At 51.7% G+C, this 16,517-nt stretch carries 17 protein-coding genes; 1 reads left to right on the top strand and 16 read right to left on the bottom strand.

Annotated features, from left to right (window positions below; translation table 11 throughout):
- Position 1: 1 nt before the first annotated feature.
- The 6 genes from ACKWCC_RS01675 to ACKWCC_RS01700 form a co-directional block, all read right to left on the bottom strand.
- The gene (locus tag ACKWCC_RS01675; protein ID WP_413994160.1) at positions 2-784 is read right to left on the bottom strand and encodes a lipoprotein insertase outer membrane protein LolB1; all 783 of its coding nucleotides are present in this window, start codon (positions 782-784) and stop codon (positions 2-4) included.
- A complete protein-coding gene (locus ACKWCC_RS01680; RefSeq protein WP_413994161.1) occupies positions 785-1,723 on the bottom strand; it encodes a tetratricopeptide repeat protein in 939 nt (312 codons plus the stop codon). It abuts the gene before it with no gap.
- 153 nt (positions 1,724-1,876) lie between these two features.
- Complete coding sequence (gene dut, locus ACKWCC_RS01685; protein ID WP_413994162.1) at positions 1,877-2,311, bottom strand: dUTP diphosphatase; 435 nt, start codon at positions 2,309-2,311, stop codon at positions 1,877-1,879.
- 18 nt (positions 2,312-2,329) lie between these two features.
- The gene (locus ACKWCC_RS01690) at positions 2,330-3,799 is read right to left on the bottom strand and encodes a lipopolysaccharide biosynthesis protein (RefSeq protein WP_413994163.1); all 1,470 of its coding nucleotides are present in this window, start codon (positions 3,797-3,799) and stop codon (positions 2,330-2,332) included.
- A 55-nt stretch (positions 3,800-3,854) separates the two neighbouring features.
- Entirely contained in the window at positions 3,855-4,295 is a 441-nt protein-coding gene (locus ACKWCC_RS01695) for a hypothetical protein (protein WP_413994164.1), read from the bottom strand.
- Positions 4,296-4,316: 21 nt separating this feature from the next.
- The gene (locus tag ACKWCC_RS01700; RefSeq protein WP_413994165.1) at positions 4,317-5,552 is read right to left on the bottom strand and encodes a TCR/Tet family MFS transporter; all 1,236 of its coding nucleotides are present in this window, start codon (positions 5,550-5,552) and stop codon (positions 4,317-4,319) included.
- A 107-nt stretch (positions 5,553-5,659) separates the two neighbouring features.
- Here ACKWCC_RS01700 and ACKWCC_RS01705 point away from each other — a divergent pair, with 107 nt between their 5' ends.
- A complete protein-coding gene (locus ACKWCC_RS01705) occupies positions 5,660-7,288 on the top strand; it encodes a sulfatase family protein (protein WP_413994166.1) in 1,629 nt (542 codons plus the stop codon).
- 347 nt (positions 7,289-7,635) lie between these two features.
- Here the strand turns inward: ACKWCC_RS01705 and atpG are convergent, their stop codons facing one another.
- From atpG to porW, 10 genes are all read right to left on the bottom strand, one after another.
- Positions 7,636-8,496 (bottom strand): ATP synthase F1 subunit gamma, encoded by an 861-nt coding sequence (gene atpG / locus ACKWCC_RS01710; RefSeq protein ID WP_413994167.1) that lies wholly within the window; start codon positions 8,494-8,496, stop codon positions 7,636-7,638.
- 70 nt (positions 8,497-8,566) lie between these two features.
- Positions 8,567-10,147 (bottom strand): F0F1 ATP synthase subunit alpha, encoded by a 1,581-nt coding sequence (atpA, locus tag ACKWCC_RS01715; protein WP_413994168.1) that lies wholly within the window; start codon positions 10,145-10,147, stop codon positions 8,567-8,569.
- Positions 10,148-10,206: 59 nt separating this feature from the next.
- Positions 10,207-10,746, bottom strand: a complete 540-nt coding sequence (gene atpH / locus ACKWCC_RS01720; RefSeq protein WP_413994169.1) for an ATP synthase F1 subunit delta — start codon at positions 10,744-10,746, stop codon at positions 10,207-10,209.
- Between the two features lie 2 nt (positions 10,747-10,748).
- Positions 10,749-11,249, bottom strand: coding sequence for a F0F1 ATP synthase subunit B (locus tag ACKWCC_RS01725; RefSeq protein ID WP_413994170.1), 501 nt, complete (start codon positions 11,247-11,249; stop codon positions 10,749-10,751).
- 88 nt (positions 11,250-11,337) lie between these two features.
- The gene (gene atpE / locus ACKWCC_RS01730; RefSeq protein WP_413994171.1) at positions 11,338-11,526 is read right to left on the bottom strand and encodes an ATP synthase F0 subunit C; all 189 of its coding nucleotides are present in this window, start codon (positions 11,524-11,526) and stop codon (positions 11,338-11,340) included.
- Positions 11,527-11,562: 36 nt separating this feature from the next.
- Positions 11,563-12,741: a F0F1 ATP synthase subunit A gene (atpB, locus tag ACKWCC_RS01735; RefSeq protein ID WP_413994172.1), complete on the bottom strand. Its 1,179-nt coding sequence runs from the start codon at positions 12,739-12,741 to the stop codon at positions 11,563-11,565.
- A gap of 91 nt (positions 12,742-12,832) precedes the next feature.
- Positions 12,833-13,219, bottom strand: a complete 387-nt coding sequence (locus ACKWCC_RS01740) for a DUF6168 family protein (protein ID WP_413994173.1) — start codon at positions 13,217-13,219, stop codon at positions 12,833-12,835.
- Positions 13,220-13,228: 9 nt separating this feature from the next.
- Positions 13,229-13,453 carry an AtpZ/AtpI family protein gene (locus ACKWCC_RS01745; protein ID WP_413994174.1) on the bottom strand — a complete coding sequence of 75 codons (225 nt, stop codon included), beginning with the start codon at positions 13,451-13,453 and terminating at the stop codon, positions 13,229-13,231.
- The gene (locus ACKWCC_RS01750) at positions 13,428-13,865 is read right to left on the bottom strand and encodes a bactofilin family protein (RefSeq protein ID WP_413994175.1); all 438 of its coding nucleotides are present in this window, start codon (positions 13,863-13,865) and stop codon (positions 13,428-13,430) included. Before ACKWCC_RS01750 ends, ACKWCC_RS01745 begins: the two co-directional genes overlap by 26 nt.
- 3 nt (positions 13,866-13,868) lie before the next feature.
- On the bottom strand, positions 13,869-16,427 hold the full coding sequence (gene porW, locus ACKWCC_RS01755; RefSeq protein ID WP_462042102.1) for a type IX secretion system periplasmic lipoprotein PorW/SprE: 2,559 nt from the start codon (positions 16,425-16,427) through the stop codon (positions 13,869-13,871).
- Between the last annotated feature and the right edge of the window lie 90 nt (positions 16,428-16,517).

Consider the following 16,517-nt stretch of genomic DNA (forward strand, 5'->3'; position numbering starts at 1 on the left):
CTTATCTTAAAACAATCTCTTTAAAACCCTTTGGTATTTTGTAGGGAAAATTCAAGGGCCTGTCCAATTCCACATTTCTGTATTCCAAATCAATTTGGGTGCGCTCCCCTTGGTCCAACGCCAAAACGTGCACGTTGTTGGGCAGTACCGCCCCGCCCACTTCTTGGTAACTGTTGTAGGCGATCTGCAGGGACTTCCCGTTTTGTGGCTGCGAGAGCTGCTGTAGGGCCATTTTATAATTTTTTGGGGATATACGGAACATGGTCTTGTACAGCACGGCGGCTTGCTTGGGGGTTAGCCGGTAGTGGTTGTCCTCTATCCCCAAATGGTATTTTTGCTCCCTTAGATCGGTCACGGCCTCCCCCAGCAGTAGGTTCTGCACCATGCCAAAGTCCACCTCCGTGCCCAGCAACTGGCTCAGATAGCTAAAGTCCCCATCAAAATACTCATTTTCCAGCTTGTTGTAAAAAGAAACCCTTTCCGGGGTAATGTAGGCCTTGAAGATGCCCAGGGGAGCGCTCATCCAGATGCCCCTGTCCTTTTCCATTCTAAGGCTCACGGTAACGCCCTGGCTATTGTTCCCATCGGTATAATCTATGCCCAAACGCCCTCTTAGGGTCTTGAACTTGGCCGAGTTCTGGTAATGGGCCTTTACCACGGCCTTGGCGGTTAAGCGATTGTCCGGCACGCCGTCTGCCACCACGGCGGTGCTGCGGCAAGACATGATGGTAAGCACTAGGGCCACGCCCAAGAAATGGTTGCGATATGTTTTCATTGCCTTCATCTAAAAGCCCGGTTTTATCCTATTGCGATAACGGGTGGCCATGGGGTGGTTGGACAGGGCCTCATAGGCCGTGACCAACTCCCGGTAAACGTCATTGGCCAAGGACAGGTCGTTAACCAAAAAATCCAGGGCGGACTCCAACACCTCCGCGGCATCACGGTGCTTTCCCTTGCGGTTCAGGGCCACCCCGTGGGCATAGTAAAAATAAGCCTGTGCCGGATAACTCTCCAAGGCCTCCTCGGCCACCTGCAACAACCTTTCCTGGGCATTTGGCATGCCGATCAAACCCTTGATCCGGTTGGTGTAACTGGCCACGGTATTGCCTTGGTCCCTGGTTGCGGTTCCCTGCACCGAAAAGGTCTGCGTGCGCGCTTCCTTCTTGGCCTTGGCATCCCTTATTTTCTGCTCCAGTACCGCCATGGGCTCCACGTCCGTAAGGGGTGCCACCACCTTCAGCGCCGCGTCATAGTCCTTTTTGGAAAAATAGACCCTGGCCAAATTCTCCTGCAATGCCCTATTGTCCATGGGTATGGCGTCTGCCACCATGCTCAGGGTATTGCCCTGCGCCCGCAGCGCGGACACCAGGGTGTTCAGGTACCAGTACCGTTCCGGCTCGGCAGACAGTGCCGCTATGCCATAGGCCTGCGCGTTGGCATAGTCCTTCTCCATAAAATGGGCCTTGGCCAGTTCATGGTCCACCACGGGATTTTCCGGCTGCAGGCGCTTGCACTCCAAAAGGGCGTTGATGGCCCGGTCGTGGTTCTGAATGCCCTTTTGCTTCAGGGCTTCAAAAAAATGTTCTTGAAAATCATCGGAATATTCCTCCAAAAAGACCTCCGCGCTCTCCTCCACCCTTAGCTCCTGGTCTTCCTGGGCACGGGAATGGTGGGGCACAAGACCCAAACCGCACATCAACAAAAAAATAAAAACCATTTTCATGTGCCTATTTTTATTGGTTTCAAGGGCCACAGGGAATCTTTGATGATCAATATATTGTTCTCTGTGATTGCCGCTAGTTCTAACCAAGTCGATTTCATTACAACCCCCTATTTCCAAGGTTGTTCGGTGCTTCCCAAAAATTGGGGTCCCGTTCTATTTTACCCCGGTACTTCCAAAGCCGCCCGCGCCCCTTTGCGTTTCGGACAGCTCGGCAACCTCTTCCCACTGGGCCCTTTCATGTTTGGAGATCACCATTTGGGCCACGCGGTCCCCATTTTCTATCTGCACCTCTTGCTGGGAAAGGTTAATGAGTATTACGCCCACTTCGCCCCTATAATCGGCATCGATGGTGCCGGGCGCGTTCAGTACCGTTATCCCCTTTTTGGCCGCAAGTCCGCTTCTGGGCCGCACCTGGGCCTCTACCCCCACCGGGAGCTCCATAAAGAGACCGGTGGGCACAATGGTGCGCTCCAAGGGCTTCAGCACCATCGGTTCTTTGAGGTTGGCCCGGAGGTCCATTCCGGCAGATTGCCCTGTTTCATAATGCGGCAACGCGTGATCCGAATTGTTTATTATTTTAATGTCCATCTTGTTTCGTTTTAAGGCTCATGCTTTGTGGCCGGGCACAAAGATCTTCTTTAGATTATCTCTTTCCAATTTATAGACCATTCCCAAAAACAGTACCAACAAAGGTATGCCCGCGTACAAACTTCTATCAAAGATATAGAAGGAGAGGATGGAAAACCCAATGGAGATCGCTAAGTAAAATATAATTTTTCTAAAATTATAGGGAATGGGATAGTACATGCGGCCAAAATAAAAGGAAAGCAACATCATGCTCCCGTAGGCCACCAAGGTGGCCACGGCACTGGCCACATAGCCAAAGTACTGAATAAGGCTCACGTTGATGACAATGGTGAGCACGGCCCCGATCATGGAGATATAGGCCCCGAAACGCGTCCTGTCCGTGACCTTGTACCACACGGAAAGGTTGTGGTAAATGCCCAGAAAAAAAGCGGCCAGCAAAATAACCGGCACCACGGGCATGGCCTCCCAATAGGCCTCGTCCCGCACAAAGAGCACCTTTAGGACATCGGCAAAGACCACCACGGCCAACAAGATGATGCTTCCCAGCACCACAAAGTAATTGGTGATCTGGGCATAGGCGCGCTGTGGATGTGCGGTATTGCTATGGCTAAAGAAAAAAGGTTCTATGCCCATTCTAAAGGCGGTGGTGAACAGGGTCATGAAAACCGCCAATTTAATGCAGGCGCCATACTTGCCCACTTCGGCGCTGGCCATGTCCGCCGGCAAGAGCATCTCCAGCAAAATCTTGTCCAGTACCTCATTTATGGTAAAGGCAATGCCGGCCACCATAACCGGCATGGCATATTTGATCATCCGTTTCCAGATGACCACATCAAAAACATAGGGCCTTCTCAAATACACCCTGATCATGAGCAACAAGGTCATGCCACTGGCAATAAGATTGGATAGCAGTATATACGAAATCTCAAAGTCCGGAAGGTACATAGACGCCCAGAAACCATCTGGTGCCATTTGGGCCAATTTGGGCAGGGCCAGTAAAAAGAAAATATTGAGCCCCAGGTTCACCACCACGTTCAGGATCTTTACCAACGCATAGCGCATAGGTTTTTCTGCGGCCCTAAGCCAGGCAAAGGGGATAATGACCAGGGCATCCAACACAAGAATGCCCAAAAAGTAGCCCATATACTCCCTGGGCACACGAGACAGATGGGCCAGGGAATCTGAAAAAAGGGCGCCGACGATCAAAAAGAGAAAGGTGCTTCCCATAATGGAAATGAGTGAGGTGGTCACCACCCGCTTCCTATGCTCGGATTCCTTGTAAAACCTAAAAAAGGCGGTCTCCATCCCGTAGGCCAGAAACACATTGAAAATGGCAAAGTAGGAAAAAATGACAATGACCTTCCCATAAGCACCGGGAGGCATTACGTCCGTGTACAGGGGCACCAAAATAACATTGAGCATCCTGGGCAATACCGTGGCCAAACCATAAATGGCGGTTTGCTGAAAGAGTTTTTTTATCAGGTTCAAAAAAAACGGCGTAAAATTAACGCTAAAAGTACCTAATTACGTCCTGTAAACAAAGTTAGTTTTTGGGCTTTGTGCGCTGAATAAGGGTGCCCTTTCTTTTTATACCGGTGATTTTCACGTATTTCTTGGTACCGTTTTCCCTATACCCCAATACCGCCTCTGATGTCTTTAGCTTAAAAGCAATGGCTTGGAGCGCCATCCCCTTGCCGTTGGGCAGCTCGGCGGAAAGCAAAACGCCATTGCCGATGTCGGTTGCCGAGACCTTGCTGGTCTTGCCCCTGTGAAAGACCTCCAGGAAGCTTACCGCTTCCAGGTCCACTGAGGTAACCGGGATGTTAAGGGTGATCACGGTACCCTCTGTCTCACTGTCCCCAATAAAATTTTGGGAGGTCACCGGACCCAGTTTAAAAGGGGGTTGGGTTTCTAGTTTCTTTTGGGCAGCACAGGCCATGGTCATGCAGGCCAGCAATACACACACATAGGTTCGCTTTTTCATACGTTATATGGGTCAATGATATTAAATGGTCTTGTTTGCCTCTTCCGCATGGTCCATGCTGTTCATGGCCATCACGGCCAAGAGCAAGGCCGCCAAAAGAAACACCGAACCCAGGGCATACGGGGCCCCCGGAAAATATATGGTGCCTTCGGGGCGAATAAAAAAATAAAAAACCGGGGCAAAAACAAGTTGCCCCAATATGGCCGTTATGCTTACCAGCCCGGTAATGGATCCCTGTAAGATCCCCTGCTCCTTGCCAGACACCTGGTTGCTTATAACGCCCTGTACGGTAGGGCCGGCCACACCACCAAGCGCATAGGGTATGAGAAAGGCATAGAGCATCCAAGGCTCTTTGGCCAGGGAGAAGAGGAACATGCCCACCGTCCAGAGCAAAAACCCACCGATGATCACACGGCGCCTCCCAAACCTATGCACGGTGCGGCCCACCAAAACACCCTGTACAAGGGCCACCAAGAGCCCTACGACCATAAGGGACACCCCGATCTGTGCCGGGCTCCAATCGTACCGCTCAATGCCATAGTAAGACCAGGTAGAGGGCAGCGCCTGCCCCGCCAGGTTGGCCAAAAAGAAGGCCATGATCAACAGTAAAATGCCCTTGTAGTGCCGCAGGGCCAACAAACTTACCCCTGGAATCATTTTTTTAAACTCCATGGGCCTGCGGTTTTCCGGGGTGAGCGACTCCGGCACAAACAACCAGCCAAAAATAAAATTGGCAAAGGTGAGGGCAGCAGCAATGTAAAAGGGCAAACGAATGTCCATATCACCAAAATAGCCCCCGATCCCTGGGCCAATGATAAAGCCAAGGCCAAACGCGGCACCAATGAGTCCAAAATTCTTGGCCTTGTTCTCTTTGGTGCTCACATCTGCAATATAGGCAGAGGCCACCGTAAAACTGGCCCCAGTGATGCCCGCCAAAAACCGGCCCACAAAAAGCCAGGTGATGGTGGGTGCCCACGCGTGGATGAGATAGTCCATGCTAAGCCCCAAAAGGGCCAACAAAAGTATGGGGCGCCGGCCCACTTGATCGGAAATCTCCCCCAATACCGGGGAGAACAAAAACTGCATACCGGCATAGGCGGTGGTGAGCCACATGCCATAAATGACCGCCATATGGGTGCCCTCTCCGGTGAGCTCCATGATCAAATCCGGAATAATGGGCAAAATAATGCCAATGCCTATGACATCTACCAAAATGGTAATGAAAATAAAGAGAAGGGCGGTCTTTTTGTTGTGCATGGGTCTGCAAAAGTCGGCTAAAAAACACATTCCCCGCAAAGAAATGGCCGGTGTATGGAATGATTTTTTAGTATCTTGAACAACCTGTTCCTAAAACACCCCTCCCTATGAAGCATATCCCGATCGCCGTTCTCTGCCTTTTTTCGATGTTGGCCCTTTTTTCGTGCCAGGATGCGTTGAAAGAGGTGCCAGAGGCCAAAAGACCGAACATTATCTTCATCATGTGCGATGACCACGCCTACCAGGCCATAAGCACCTATTCTTCCAAACTATTGGAAACCCCCAACATAGACAGGATCGCAAAAGGGGGCATCACCTTTACCAACGCCAGTGTCACCAATTCCATCTGTGCCCCTTCCCGTGCCACCATTCTCACCGGAAAACACACCCACATCAATGGAAAAACGGACAACTCCCGCCCTTTTGACGCTTCGCAGACCACCTTTCCCCAACTCTTTCAAAAAGCCGGGTACCAGACCGCCATGTTCGGAAAACTGCACTTTGGCAACGCGCCCAAGGGAGTGGACGACTTTATGATCCTGCCCGGACAGGGCCACTACATCAATCCTGACTTTATCACAAAAAGCGGGGACACCACCACCATCATGGGCTACGTCACGGACATTATCACGGACCTTACCCTGGACTGGCTGGACACCAAACGAAATCCCGAGAAACCCTTTATGCTCATGTACCTGCACAAGGCCCCGCACAGGCCCTGGTGGCCCAGTCCCGAAAAGTTCAAGGAATTCTACGGAAAGACATTTCCCGAGCCCACCAACCTTTTTGATGATTACAGCCATAGGGGCACGGCCGCCAAAACGGCCGAAATGAACCTTTTGAACCACATGATGTACAACCATGACAGTAAGGTGCGCCCGGAAACCACCGATAGGATGAAGAACCTGAGCCCAAAGGTGGTGGAGTTCAAAAATGGGTTTTACGGTCCCTACGATCGGGCCACCCCCGAGCAAAAGGCGCTGTACGATCCCATTTTGGAGCAAATTAACCGGGACTTTGAATTGAATTGGCCCGGTATGACCGATGAAGAAAAAATGCGTTGGAAGTACCAGCGCTACATGCAGGATTATTTGGCCTGCATCTCTTCCGTGGACGACAACGTGGGGCGCGTGCTGGACTATCTGGAAGACCAAGGGCTCTCGGACAACACCATGGTGGTCTACACCTCTGACCAGGGCTTTTATCTGGGCGAGCACGGCTGGTTCGATAAGCGCTTCATTTACGACGAATCCTTTAAGACACCCTTGTTGGTAAAATGGCCCAACAAAATAAAGCCGGGCATTACGAGCGAGGAAATGGTACAGAATCTGGATTTTGCCCAGACCCTGTTGGAAGCGGCACAAATTGGGGCCCCCGATGACATGCAAGGGGAGAGCCTCATGCCCCTATTGACCTCCAACACCGCAGCTTGGACGCGAGACGCCGTTTATTACCATTACTATGAATACCCCGCCGTGCACCAGGTGAAAAGGCACTATGGCATTGTGACCATGGATTACAAACTGGCCCATTTTTATTACGATGTAAACGAATGGGAACTTTATGATCGGAAAAAAGACCCCCAAGAAATGCGCAATGTTTACCATGACCCAGAATATGCCCAGGTGGTCTCCGAACTAAAAGTGAAATTGGAAGGGCTGCGGGAAAAGTATGGCGACTCGGACGAGCTGAACCAAAAGTACATTGACCTTCATTTGAACAAGGGCTCCAACTGAGCTTTTTCCAAACATGGCCATGATGGGGGTCGTAGGGGACAAAATGCCTCTTGGGCTCACCATCCAGGGAAACCTCCGGGAACGGAGGCTCTTTTCCGGCCCGTTCGCCACTTGACGCCACTGCGTTGCGCCCATTCGTTGGGCGCCCCCGGACGACACTTGGGCCATTTGGCGCCACTGCGTTGCGCCCAATGGTTGAGCGCCCCCGGACGACTTGGGACATTTGGCGCCACTGCGTTGCGCCTAATTGTTGAGCGCCGGACGACTTGGTCCATTTGGCGCCACTGCGTTGCGCCTAATTGTTGAGCGCCGGACGACTTGGTCCATTTGGCGCCACTGCGTTGCGCCTAATTGTTGAGCGCCTCGGCGCCTCCAACAATTTCCAAAATTTCGTTGGTGATCGCGGCTTGCCGCGCTTTGTTGTAGGTGAGCTTCAATTGGTCCCTGAGCTCGGTTGCGTTGTCCGTGGCCTTGTGCATTGCGGTCATCCGCGCGCCGTGCTCGCTGGCAAAGGAATCACGTATGGCCTTGTACAACTGCGTTTTTAAGGACTTGGGGATCAATTGCTCAATGATCTCCATTTTGGAAGGCTCAAAAGCGTAATCCGTGCTCATGGCGGTTTCACCGGCCACGGGCACTATGGGCAGGAACTGCTCCGTCATAATGATCTGGGTGGCCGCGTTCTTGAACTTGTTGTACACCACCTCGATCTTGTCGTACTCGCCCGCCACAAAAAACTGCATTAGGCTTTCGGCGATATGGGCGGTGCCCTCGAAAGTGAGGCCATCGTACAATTCGCTGTGATCGGCCACCACCCTGTGCTTTTTGGCCAGGAAATCATTGGCCTTTTTCCCTATGGCCATAAAATGAACTTCCTTGCCCTCGTACACATTGGCCGCCAAATGGGTGCATTGCTTCAGTATGTTGGTGTTGAACGCCCCGCACAGCCCCCTGTTGGAGGTCACGGCCACGACCAGTACCTTGTTCACCTCGCGCTGTTCCGCAAATTTGGTGCCCGATTGTTCTCCCATACTGGCACTGAGGCCCTGCAAGAGTTCCGTTAACTTATCGGAATAGGGCCGCATTGCCGTAATGGCGTCCTGGGCCTTCTTCAATTTGGCTGCAGACACCATCTTCATGGCACTGGTGATCTGCATCGTGGAAGATACCGATGTTATCCTATTGCGTATTTCCTTTAAATTGGCCATTTTTCTCTATGGTATTCGTTGGTGCGCACAGCACAACGGCCCGCGAGAGCGCGCTGCCTGCACGGCATGCTTAACCTACATACTTGCTCGAAAGCTCCTTACAGACCTGGGCCAAGGTCTCCGTGACCCCATCCGTTAGCTTGCCGGCTTTCAAGGTGTCCAAAACATCCCGGTGCTTGGCGTTCAAAAACTCCAGGTAATCGCGCTCAAACTCCTTTACCTTGTCCACGGGAACGTTGCGCAGCAAGTTCTTTGAACCCGCATAGATAATGGCAATCTGGTCTTCTACGGTAAAAGGGTCGTTTTGGGCCTGTTTCAAGATCTCCACGTTGCGGCGCCCTTTTTCAATGACGTTCAAGGTAGCGGCATCCAGGTCCGAGCCAAATTTGGCAAAAGCCTCCAGTTCCCGGAACTGGGCCTGATCCAATTTCAAGGTTCCCGCCACTTTCTTCATGGACTTGATCTGGGCATTGCCCCCAACACGGGACACGGAGATGCCCACGTTGATGGCGGGGCGCACCCCTTGGTTAAAGAGATCCTGCTCCAAGAAGATCTGCCCGTCCGTAATGGAAATGACGTTGGTGGGGATATAGGCCGATACATCTCCTGCCTGGGTTTCAATGATGGGCAGGGCAGTGAGTGAGCCTCCCCCTTTTACCATAGGTTTGAGCACCTCTGGCAAATCGTTCATTTCTTGGGCTATGGCGTCATCGTTGATGATTTTTGCAGAGCGTTCCAACAATCTGGAGTGTAGGTAGAAAACGTCTCCTGGATAGGCCTCGCGTCCCGGTGGTCTTCTGAGCAACAGAGACACCTCCCGATAGGCAACGGCCTGCTTGGAAAGGTCGTCGTAAATGATCAGGGCCGGTCTTCCGGTGTCCCTGAAGTATTCTCCAATGGCCGCACCGGCCATTGGGGCATATACCTGCATGGGTGCGGGATCGGAAGCATTGGCGGCCACAATGGTGGTATAGGCCAAGGCGCCACGGTCTTCCAAAGTCTTGGCAATCCCGGCCACCGTGGAGGCCTTTTGGCCAATGGCCACATAGATACAGTACACGGGCTCTCCCGCATCGTAAAATTCTTTCTGGTTCAAAATGGTGTCTATACAGACCGTGGTCTTTCCGGTCTGGCGGTCTCCGATCACCAGTTCGCGCTGTCCCCTACCCACGGGAATCATGGCGTCAATGGCCTTTATGCCGGACTGCAGGGGCTCGGTCACGGGCTCACGGAAAATAACTCCGGGTGCCTTGCGCTCCAAGGGCATTTCGTAGGTTTCACCGCTAATGGGGCCCTTACCGTCTATGGGCACGCCCAAGGTGTTCACCACACGCCCCACGATGCCCTCGCCCACATTGATGCTGGCAATGGTCCGTGTACGTTTTACGGTGCTGCCCTCCTTTACGTCCCTGGAGGGGCTTAGCAATACCACGCCCACATTGTCTTCTTCCAGGTTCAACACAATGCCCTTTACATCGCCATCAAACTCCACCAATTCGCCATACTCGGCGTTGGACAATCCGTAAACACGGGCAATGCCATCTCCCACCTGCAACACGGTGCCCACCTCGTCCAGGGATGCTTTGGCGTCAAATCCCGATAACTGCTCCTTTAAAATTGCTGAAACCTCAGCGGCTTTTACTCCTGCCATATTTTCTAAATGTAAAATGTTAGCCGCGGCCCATGTTACAAGGGCCGCACTTTAACTCACTATAGACTATTTGTAAACTCTTTTTTTAAATTGCTCAGTTTGTTGGCGATGCTGGCATCATATTGCACATCCCCCACACGCAGCACAAAACCACCAATAATGGCCCCATCCACCTTGTTTTCCAAGCTCACCTTGTTTCCGGTGAGGCGCTCTACCTGGGCCAGGATCTTTTTCTCCAAGGCCTTGTCCATGGGCACGGCCGTGGTCACGTAGGCCACATCGGTGCCTTTTCTTTTTTCATTGAGGGCTATGTACCTCAGGGCCACCTCCTGGAGTTCGGTAATGCGGCGGTTGTTCACCATCAGATCCATCAATCCTTCGGTGATGGCGTGGCGTCCCTTGAAAATCTTGGAAAGCACCTCTTTTTTTGATGCCCCGGCCACCAGAGGGCTGGAGAGCATGTCCCGAAGGTCTTGGTGCGCGGACACGGTCTGGACCACCGAGCGCATGTCTTCCTCCACCTTTTCCGTTGCCTTTTGGCCCACGGCAAGATCCAATATTGCCTTGGCGTAGCGTACCGCCGCCCTAGAGTGCATCATGATTAGCTCAATTTAATGTCGCCCAACAGCTCGTCCACCAATTTCATCTGTGTGTCCTTGTTGGCCAATTGTTCCTTGATCACTTTTTCGGCAATGGAAAGGGACAGTTCCGCTACTTGGCCCTTGATGTCTGCCATCGCGGCCTTTTTCTCGTTTTCAATGGCCGTTTGGGCCTGGGCAATCATTTTATCGCCCTCCAATTTGGCCTGCTCCTTGGCATCTGCCACCATCTTGTTCTTGATGTCCCTGGCCTCTTTTAGCATGGCCTCGCGCTCTGCACGGGCCTCCTTGATCATCTTGTCATTGTCTGCCTGTAGGTTTTGCATTTCCTTGCGTGCGCTCTCCGCGGCGGCCAAGGCTTCCTGGATGCCGGTCTCCCGTTCGTTCAGGGAGTCCAAAATGGGCTTCCAGGCAAACTTCACCATCAAAAATATGAGCACCAACAGCAAAATGGCCTGTACCACAAATAATCCCGGGGAAAAATCGTTCAATAAGTTTTCCATACGACTGAAAAATTGTTCTTGTTTTTTTAATTAAGGGGTTTTCCTGCAACCAACCGTTACAGGAAAACGCCTTTTTTGGTTTGTGTGCTTATTTTCCTAGAATCAAAGCACCAAAGCCCAAACCTTCCAAAAGTGCGGCGATAATGATCATCGCGGTCTGAATTTTTCCGGCAGCTTCTGGTTGTCTGGCAATACCTTCCATTGCCTTGCTTCCAATTAGCCCAAGACCAATTCCACCACCGATGACTATTAGACCGGCTCCAATTAAATTGTACATAGTAAATGAATTTATATTAATTAAAAAAAACTCAGGTTAAACGAACTGTCCGCGGACATCTTCCTTATCGGCCACGGTGTGGCCCTCGGTATCGTCGTGGTGTTCGTGATCATGCTCCGCCACCGCCATACCAATGAACAGGGAAGAGAGCATGGTAAAAATATAGGCCTGCAAAAAGGCCACCAACAATTCTATGACAAAAATGAAAAGGGACAGCACAAAGGAGATGCCCGTGGCACCGCCCACGCCCAAGGTGTCCTTAAAGGTGAACATGATGGCGATCAAGCTCATAAAGACCACGTGCCCCGCGGTGATGTTGGCAAACAAACGTACCATAAGTGAAAACGGCTTAATGATGAGGGCGCCCACCAATTCGATCACCGTGAGGATGGGACGCAGCAATACCGGCACGCCGGGCATCCACAAAATGTGCATCCAGTAGTCCCTGTTGCCGCTAAAGCTGTAAATGATCAAGGTAAAAATGGCCAAACATGCCGTGACGGCCAGCTGCCCGGTAACATTAAAGCCCAGTGGAGTGAGCCCCACCAAGTTCAACACCCAAATAAAGAAAAATACGGTAAGCAGGTAGCCGGTAAACTTCCGGTAGTGCTTCTCGCCAATGTTGGGCCTGGCGATCTCATCGCGCACGTACAGTACCAAAGGCTCCAAAACACGTCCGAGACCGGTGGGCACTTTTTTCTTTTTGTACTGCCTGGCCAGGGAACTAAAGCCCAAGAGCATCAACAGCCCCACCAACAACATCCCCACAACGCTCTTGGTAATGGAAAAATCCAACACCCTGGCACCGTTGGTCACGTGTTCCTCCTCATCAAACTTGGCCACTGCCTCGCCAGAGTTGAGCTCGTATATTTTACTGTGCGATTTTATGAACCTGCTCCCCTTGCGTTCCACGACCACCTCTCCGTTGTCATTGTGGTGAAATTCCGAGCTCATGAACGTGACCAGCCCATTGCTGGACCACAAGATCACCGGCATGGGAAGCCCCACGTGCTTGCGCTCTCCCTCGCTGTTGGTGTAGGAGAAGAAATGGAGGTCGTGGGCGTCCTTTAGGTGGTGGTCTATATAGGCCTTCACTTCTTCCTTGGTGCTCACCTCGCCCCCATCACCGGCAGCTGCCGCGGACACCGTTTGGATGGTAAAACAGAAAAAAAGCAAGCATAAACTTGCCCCCGTACTATTCAAAACTTTGCGCATCACGTCCAATTCAAAAAAATTTAAGCCTGAAAAAATCGGTGCAAAAGTAGGCAATATTAACGTAACACAAACCATCTGAAAGCCTTAAAATTCATCCCAGCTTTTGTTTTATGCTCTTTGTGACGAAAAACACCTCCAGGAAGAGAAAGAGCAACACGGGCCATAGCAGGGCCGTCCTGATGGATGCAGACAAGAGTTGATCGCCAAAAAGATAGGGATGGAACAGCGCCGCGAACACAAAGAGCTTAAAAATGAGGAGCACCATATAGAGCAGGCCGATCTGCTCCCTTAGCGCACGGATGCCCATTGACACCTGCAAAAGCACCACAATGCCCAAAGATGCGGCAAAATGAAAGAGATAGGTGTCCCGGAGCACCTCTAAATGGCCTTGCAGTGCCGTGAATAGGAAACGTTGCCCAAAAAAGGAAATCGTGCCCACCAGGGTGAACACGATCGCGTATGTGGAAATTTTTTTCAAGGTGCCGCGCTATTTGCCCATTGCCATGGCTTTCTTTATGACAAGGTACAAAGACAAAAATACGGCAAATAAGGTGATTGTCTCTTCCAAAAAGGAAGTCTGGAACTCGGCATCCAGCCAAGTGCCCAAAAGGTGGCCCAAATAAATGGTAACACCCATTTGCACGGCAATGCCCGAAAAACTGATCGCCGTGCGCAGTGCCCCGCCCCTATCGGGCCGTCTTTGCCCTTTCATTCTTGGGGTCTCCAAGGGGCTTGCTCTCCTGGGCGGTCGATGGCGCACCGCCCTTTCCCTTCATGTTACAGGAAGCATTGAAGGTGGCGCCGGGCTCCACGGCCAATTTGCTCACCGAAACGGTGCCCTCAATGATGGCGGAAGACTTTAAGGACAGGAGGTCCGTCACAAAGAGCTCTCCGTTAAAGCTGCCCTCTATGTCCGCGTTCACACATTCCACTTTCCCGTTGATGTAGCCGCCCTTGCCAATGACCACCTTGCCAGAGGTCTTGACGTTGCCGTCCAATTTACCGTCTATCCTAAAATCGGCCTCGGAGACAATGTCTCCCTTTATTTTGGTGTTTCTCTCAATTCTGTTGGGCTGGCCACCGGTCTCGTTCATAGCTCTGGGTTTTTGTTTGTCTGAAAACATTGTTCATGGTTTTGGGGTTACGATCGTACTTAAATAATCGGGTAGGTTTTTGTGTACTTGTACAATTTTATAGTTGTCCGATAAAATTACAAAATTCCTATCGGCGATCCGGTAGTCCTTGTTGTTTTTTATGAGCTCCGCAAAGCCCAGGGCAAAATCCTTGGATTTGAAACCGTGCACCACCACAAATTGTTGCTCCAGGTCATAGATGTCCTTTGAAACGATGTTGCGGTAGTTAAGGTCCCCTATGGCCTTTTGGAGCTCTTGTACCAGGGCCGTGGCACGTGCGTTGTTGCTTCGTTTAAAGGGGAAGACCACTTTCCAGTTCGCGGTGCCCGTTGTTCCGGTCTCCGGGGTAAACTCCTTGGGCTCCAATTTGGGCAACTGCTCGGCCACCATTTGTTCGGCCTTCTTCCCCTCGGGCCGGTTGGGATAGGTCAGGGCCACGTAGTTAAGCGCTTCCCTGAAGGGCTCAAAACCGTTCAAGCGGCCTATGGCATTGGCCTTGAGCATTTCAAACTTGGGCACAATGGGGTCTCCCGTAAAGCGGTTTATGTACACTTCTGCCTGGGTGATCACCTCCAAAAAGGCCTGGGCCCGGAATTTTTTGAGCAGGTTGCCATAACGCTGCTGCGGACTGTCCGAGTCTGCCGTAAGGGCCGCCTGGGGATTTAGCAAGATCTCTGCATAACGGGAGTCGGGGTGGTTGGCAATGATGTCTTGTTTCACCTCCGTGGCCAGGGGGCTGCCTTCTTCCTCGTAGATCTTGTAGAGGTTGTACTTGCTAGGCAACACCAGCCTTTCTTCCGGGGCAGACCTCAGCACGGTCTCCAACTTGCTGGCGGCCAAGCCATTTTCCTTGAACTTCTCCTTGTAAATGAGCCCCAGTTGGTAATTGGCAAAATTGCGTTCGGCCCGGAGGCTGTCCACCACGGCCACATCTTGGGGCAGGGCGTCCATATAATAATCCAAGGAGAACTTTTCTTCCTGGGGGGCCGCGGCGGCATCCTGTGCGGGCCCGCCGGCCAGATCCTGACCGGCATCCTGGTCCGGGCGTGCCACGGTCTTGTTGCTCCATCTCCAATCATCTGCCAGTTCCCGGTTGCCCCAGCGGTTCTTGAACTCATTTTGGCCATAGCCCAAACTGGTGATGTTGTAGAAATAGAATTTTCCCTTGTTCTCCTTGCCCCCCTTACTGTTCAGAAAGGAACTGAAGCCCTCGGTGATCTTTTCCCGCTCCTTCCTTTGGGCGGCTTCCTCGGCGGCCCTTAGTTCTTCGATGTAGCCTTCAAAATAAGCGATCTGGTCATCCACGGGCATTTCATAAATGGTAATGACGCTGTCCGTGTACTGCACAATGTCCTCATATTTTATGACGTCTTCCAGGTTGTCCAGTTTTTTCTTGATGTTGCGGTACGTTCTGCTGTTCTCTTTGAGATTGGGCAGCACACTGTCGTAATAGGCCCCTGCACGGCGGTATTCGTTGCGGTCAAAATTATATTCTGCCAGGTCGGTGTAGTTCATGGCATTGAGTTTGGGCTCGTTCTGGGTGGCCCTAAGGGATTTGTTGAAATAGGCAACGGCCAAACTGTCCGATTCCTGTTCCAAGTGAAATTCGGCGATCTGCCGGTATATCTTGTCCAGAAAAGGACGGTTTTCCCGGTTCTCTTCCAGATCGGTGAGCTGCAGCAGCACCTCTTCCCTGTTCTCGGGGACAATGTCCAGGTTCCGGATTTTCTGTAGCTCGGCATTAATCATGTACACCCGGGGCGATCGGCGGTTCAGTGCAATGACCTTGTCAAAGGCGTAGTTGGCACTGTCCTTGTGCCCCAATTGGTTGTAGAGCTGTCCTATGATATAGTAATAGCGCCCTTTTTCGGGGTTGCTCTGGCTGTAGTAGGAGGCGGCCTTTAGGTGTTGCAGGGCCGTGTCCGGAACGTTCAGGTTTATGTAGGCCTGGGCCAACATGGCCCGGGCATCTGCATATTCCTGGTCCTTGAGCCTCTCGTACTTCAAAAGGCGCTTTAGGTTCTTAATGGCCAGCTCCTCGTTCTCCAACCTAATGTTCACCTTTTCCCTCCAAATGGCGGCCTCGTTGAGCTTGTCACTGCTCTCGTATTTCTTGAGCACATAATTGAAGGCCTCCAGGGCGGGAATGTAGCGCTCATCAAAATAGCGGGCCTTGCCCAGGAGCAGGAAGGCCTCATCGGTCTGTGGGTTGCGTTCCACATCGGCAATGTCCATGCTGTGCTTTTGTATGGCCTTGGTGGCTTTTTCCTCTGCCCTTATAAAATTGGGGTTGTTGTCCTCGGAATCCAGTTTCACTTCGCCGGAAACGCTAAGGCGCTCTATGGGCAGGAGTTCAAAGTAATCGTCCTGGTAGGAATCGTTCAGGGTCTGCCTGCCTTCCTCAAAGGCCATGTTCCCATTGTACAGGGTATTGTACTTGGAGTTAAGGGCGTGCCAGTTGCGGCTCACCAAGGTGTCCTTTTTGGTGGAACAGCCGCCAATGGCCATGAGGCCCAAAAACACGGCAATGGAATATATGGTCCTTTGTTTCAAAATTGTCTTGAGTGGGTATATGGTTAACTTAAAAAGAACGGGATTATTATACGGTTCATCGACAAAAGGTACAATTCTTTTTGCCCCAAA

This window comes from Maribacter aquimarinus (genome assembly GCF_047345505.1).
Lineage (GTDB): Bacteria > Bacteroidota > Bacteroidia > Flavobacteriales > Flavobacteriaceae > Maribacter.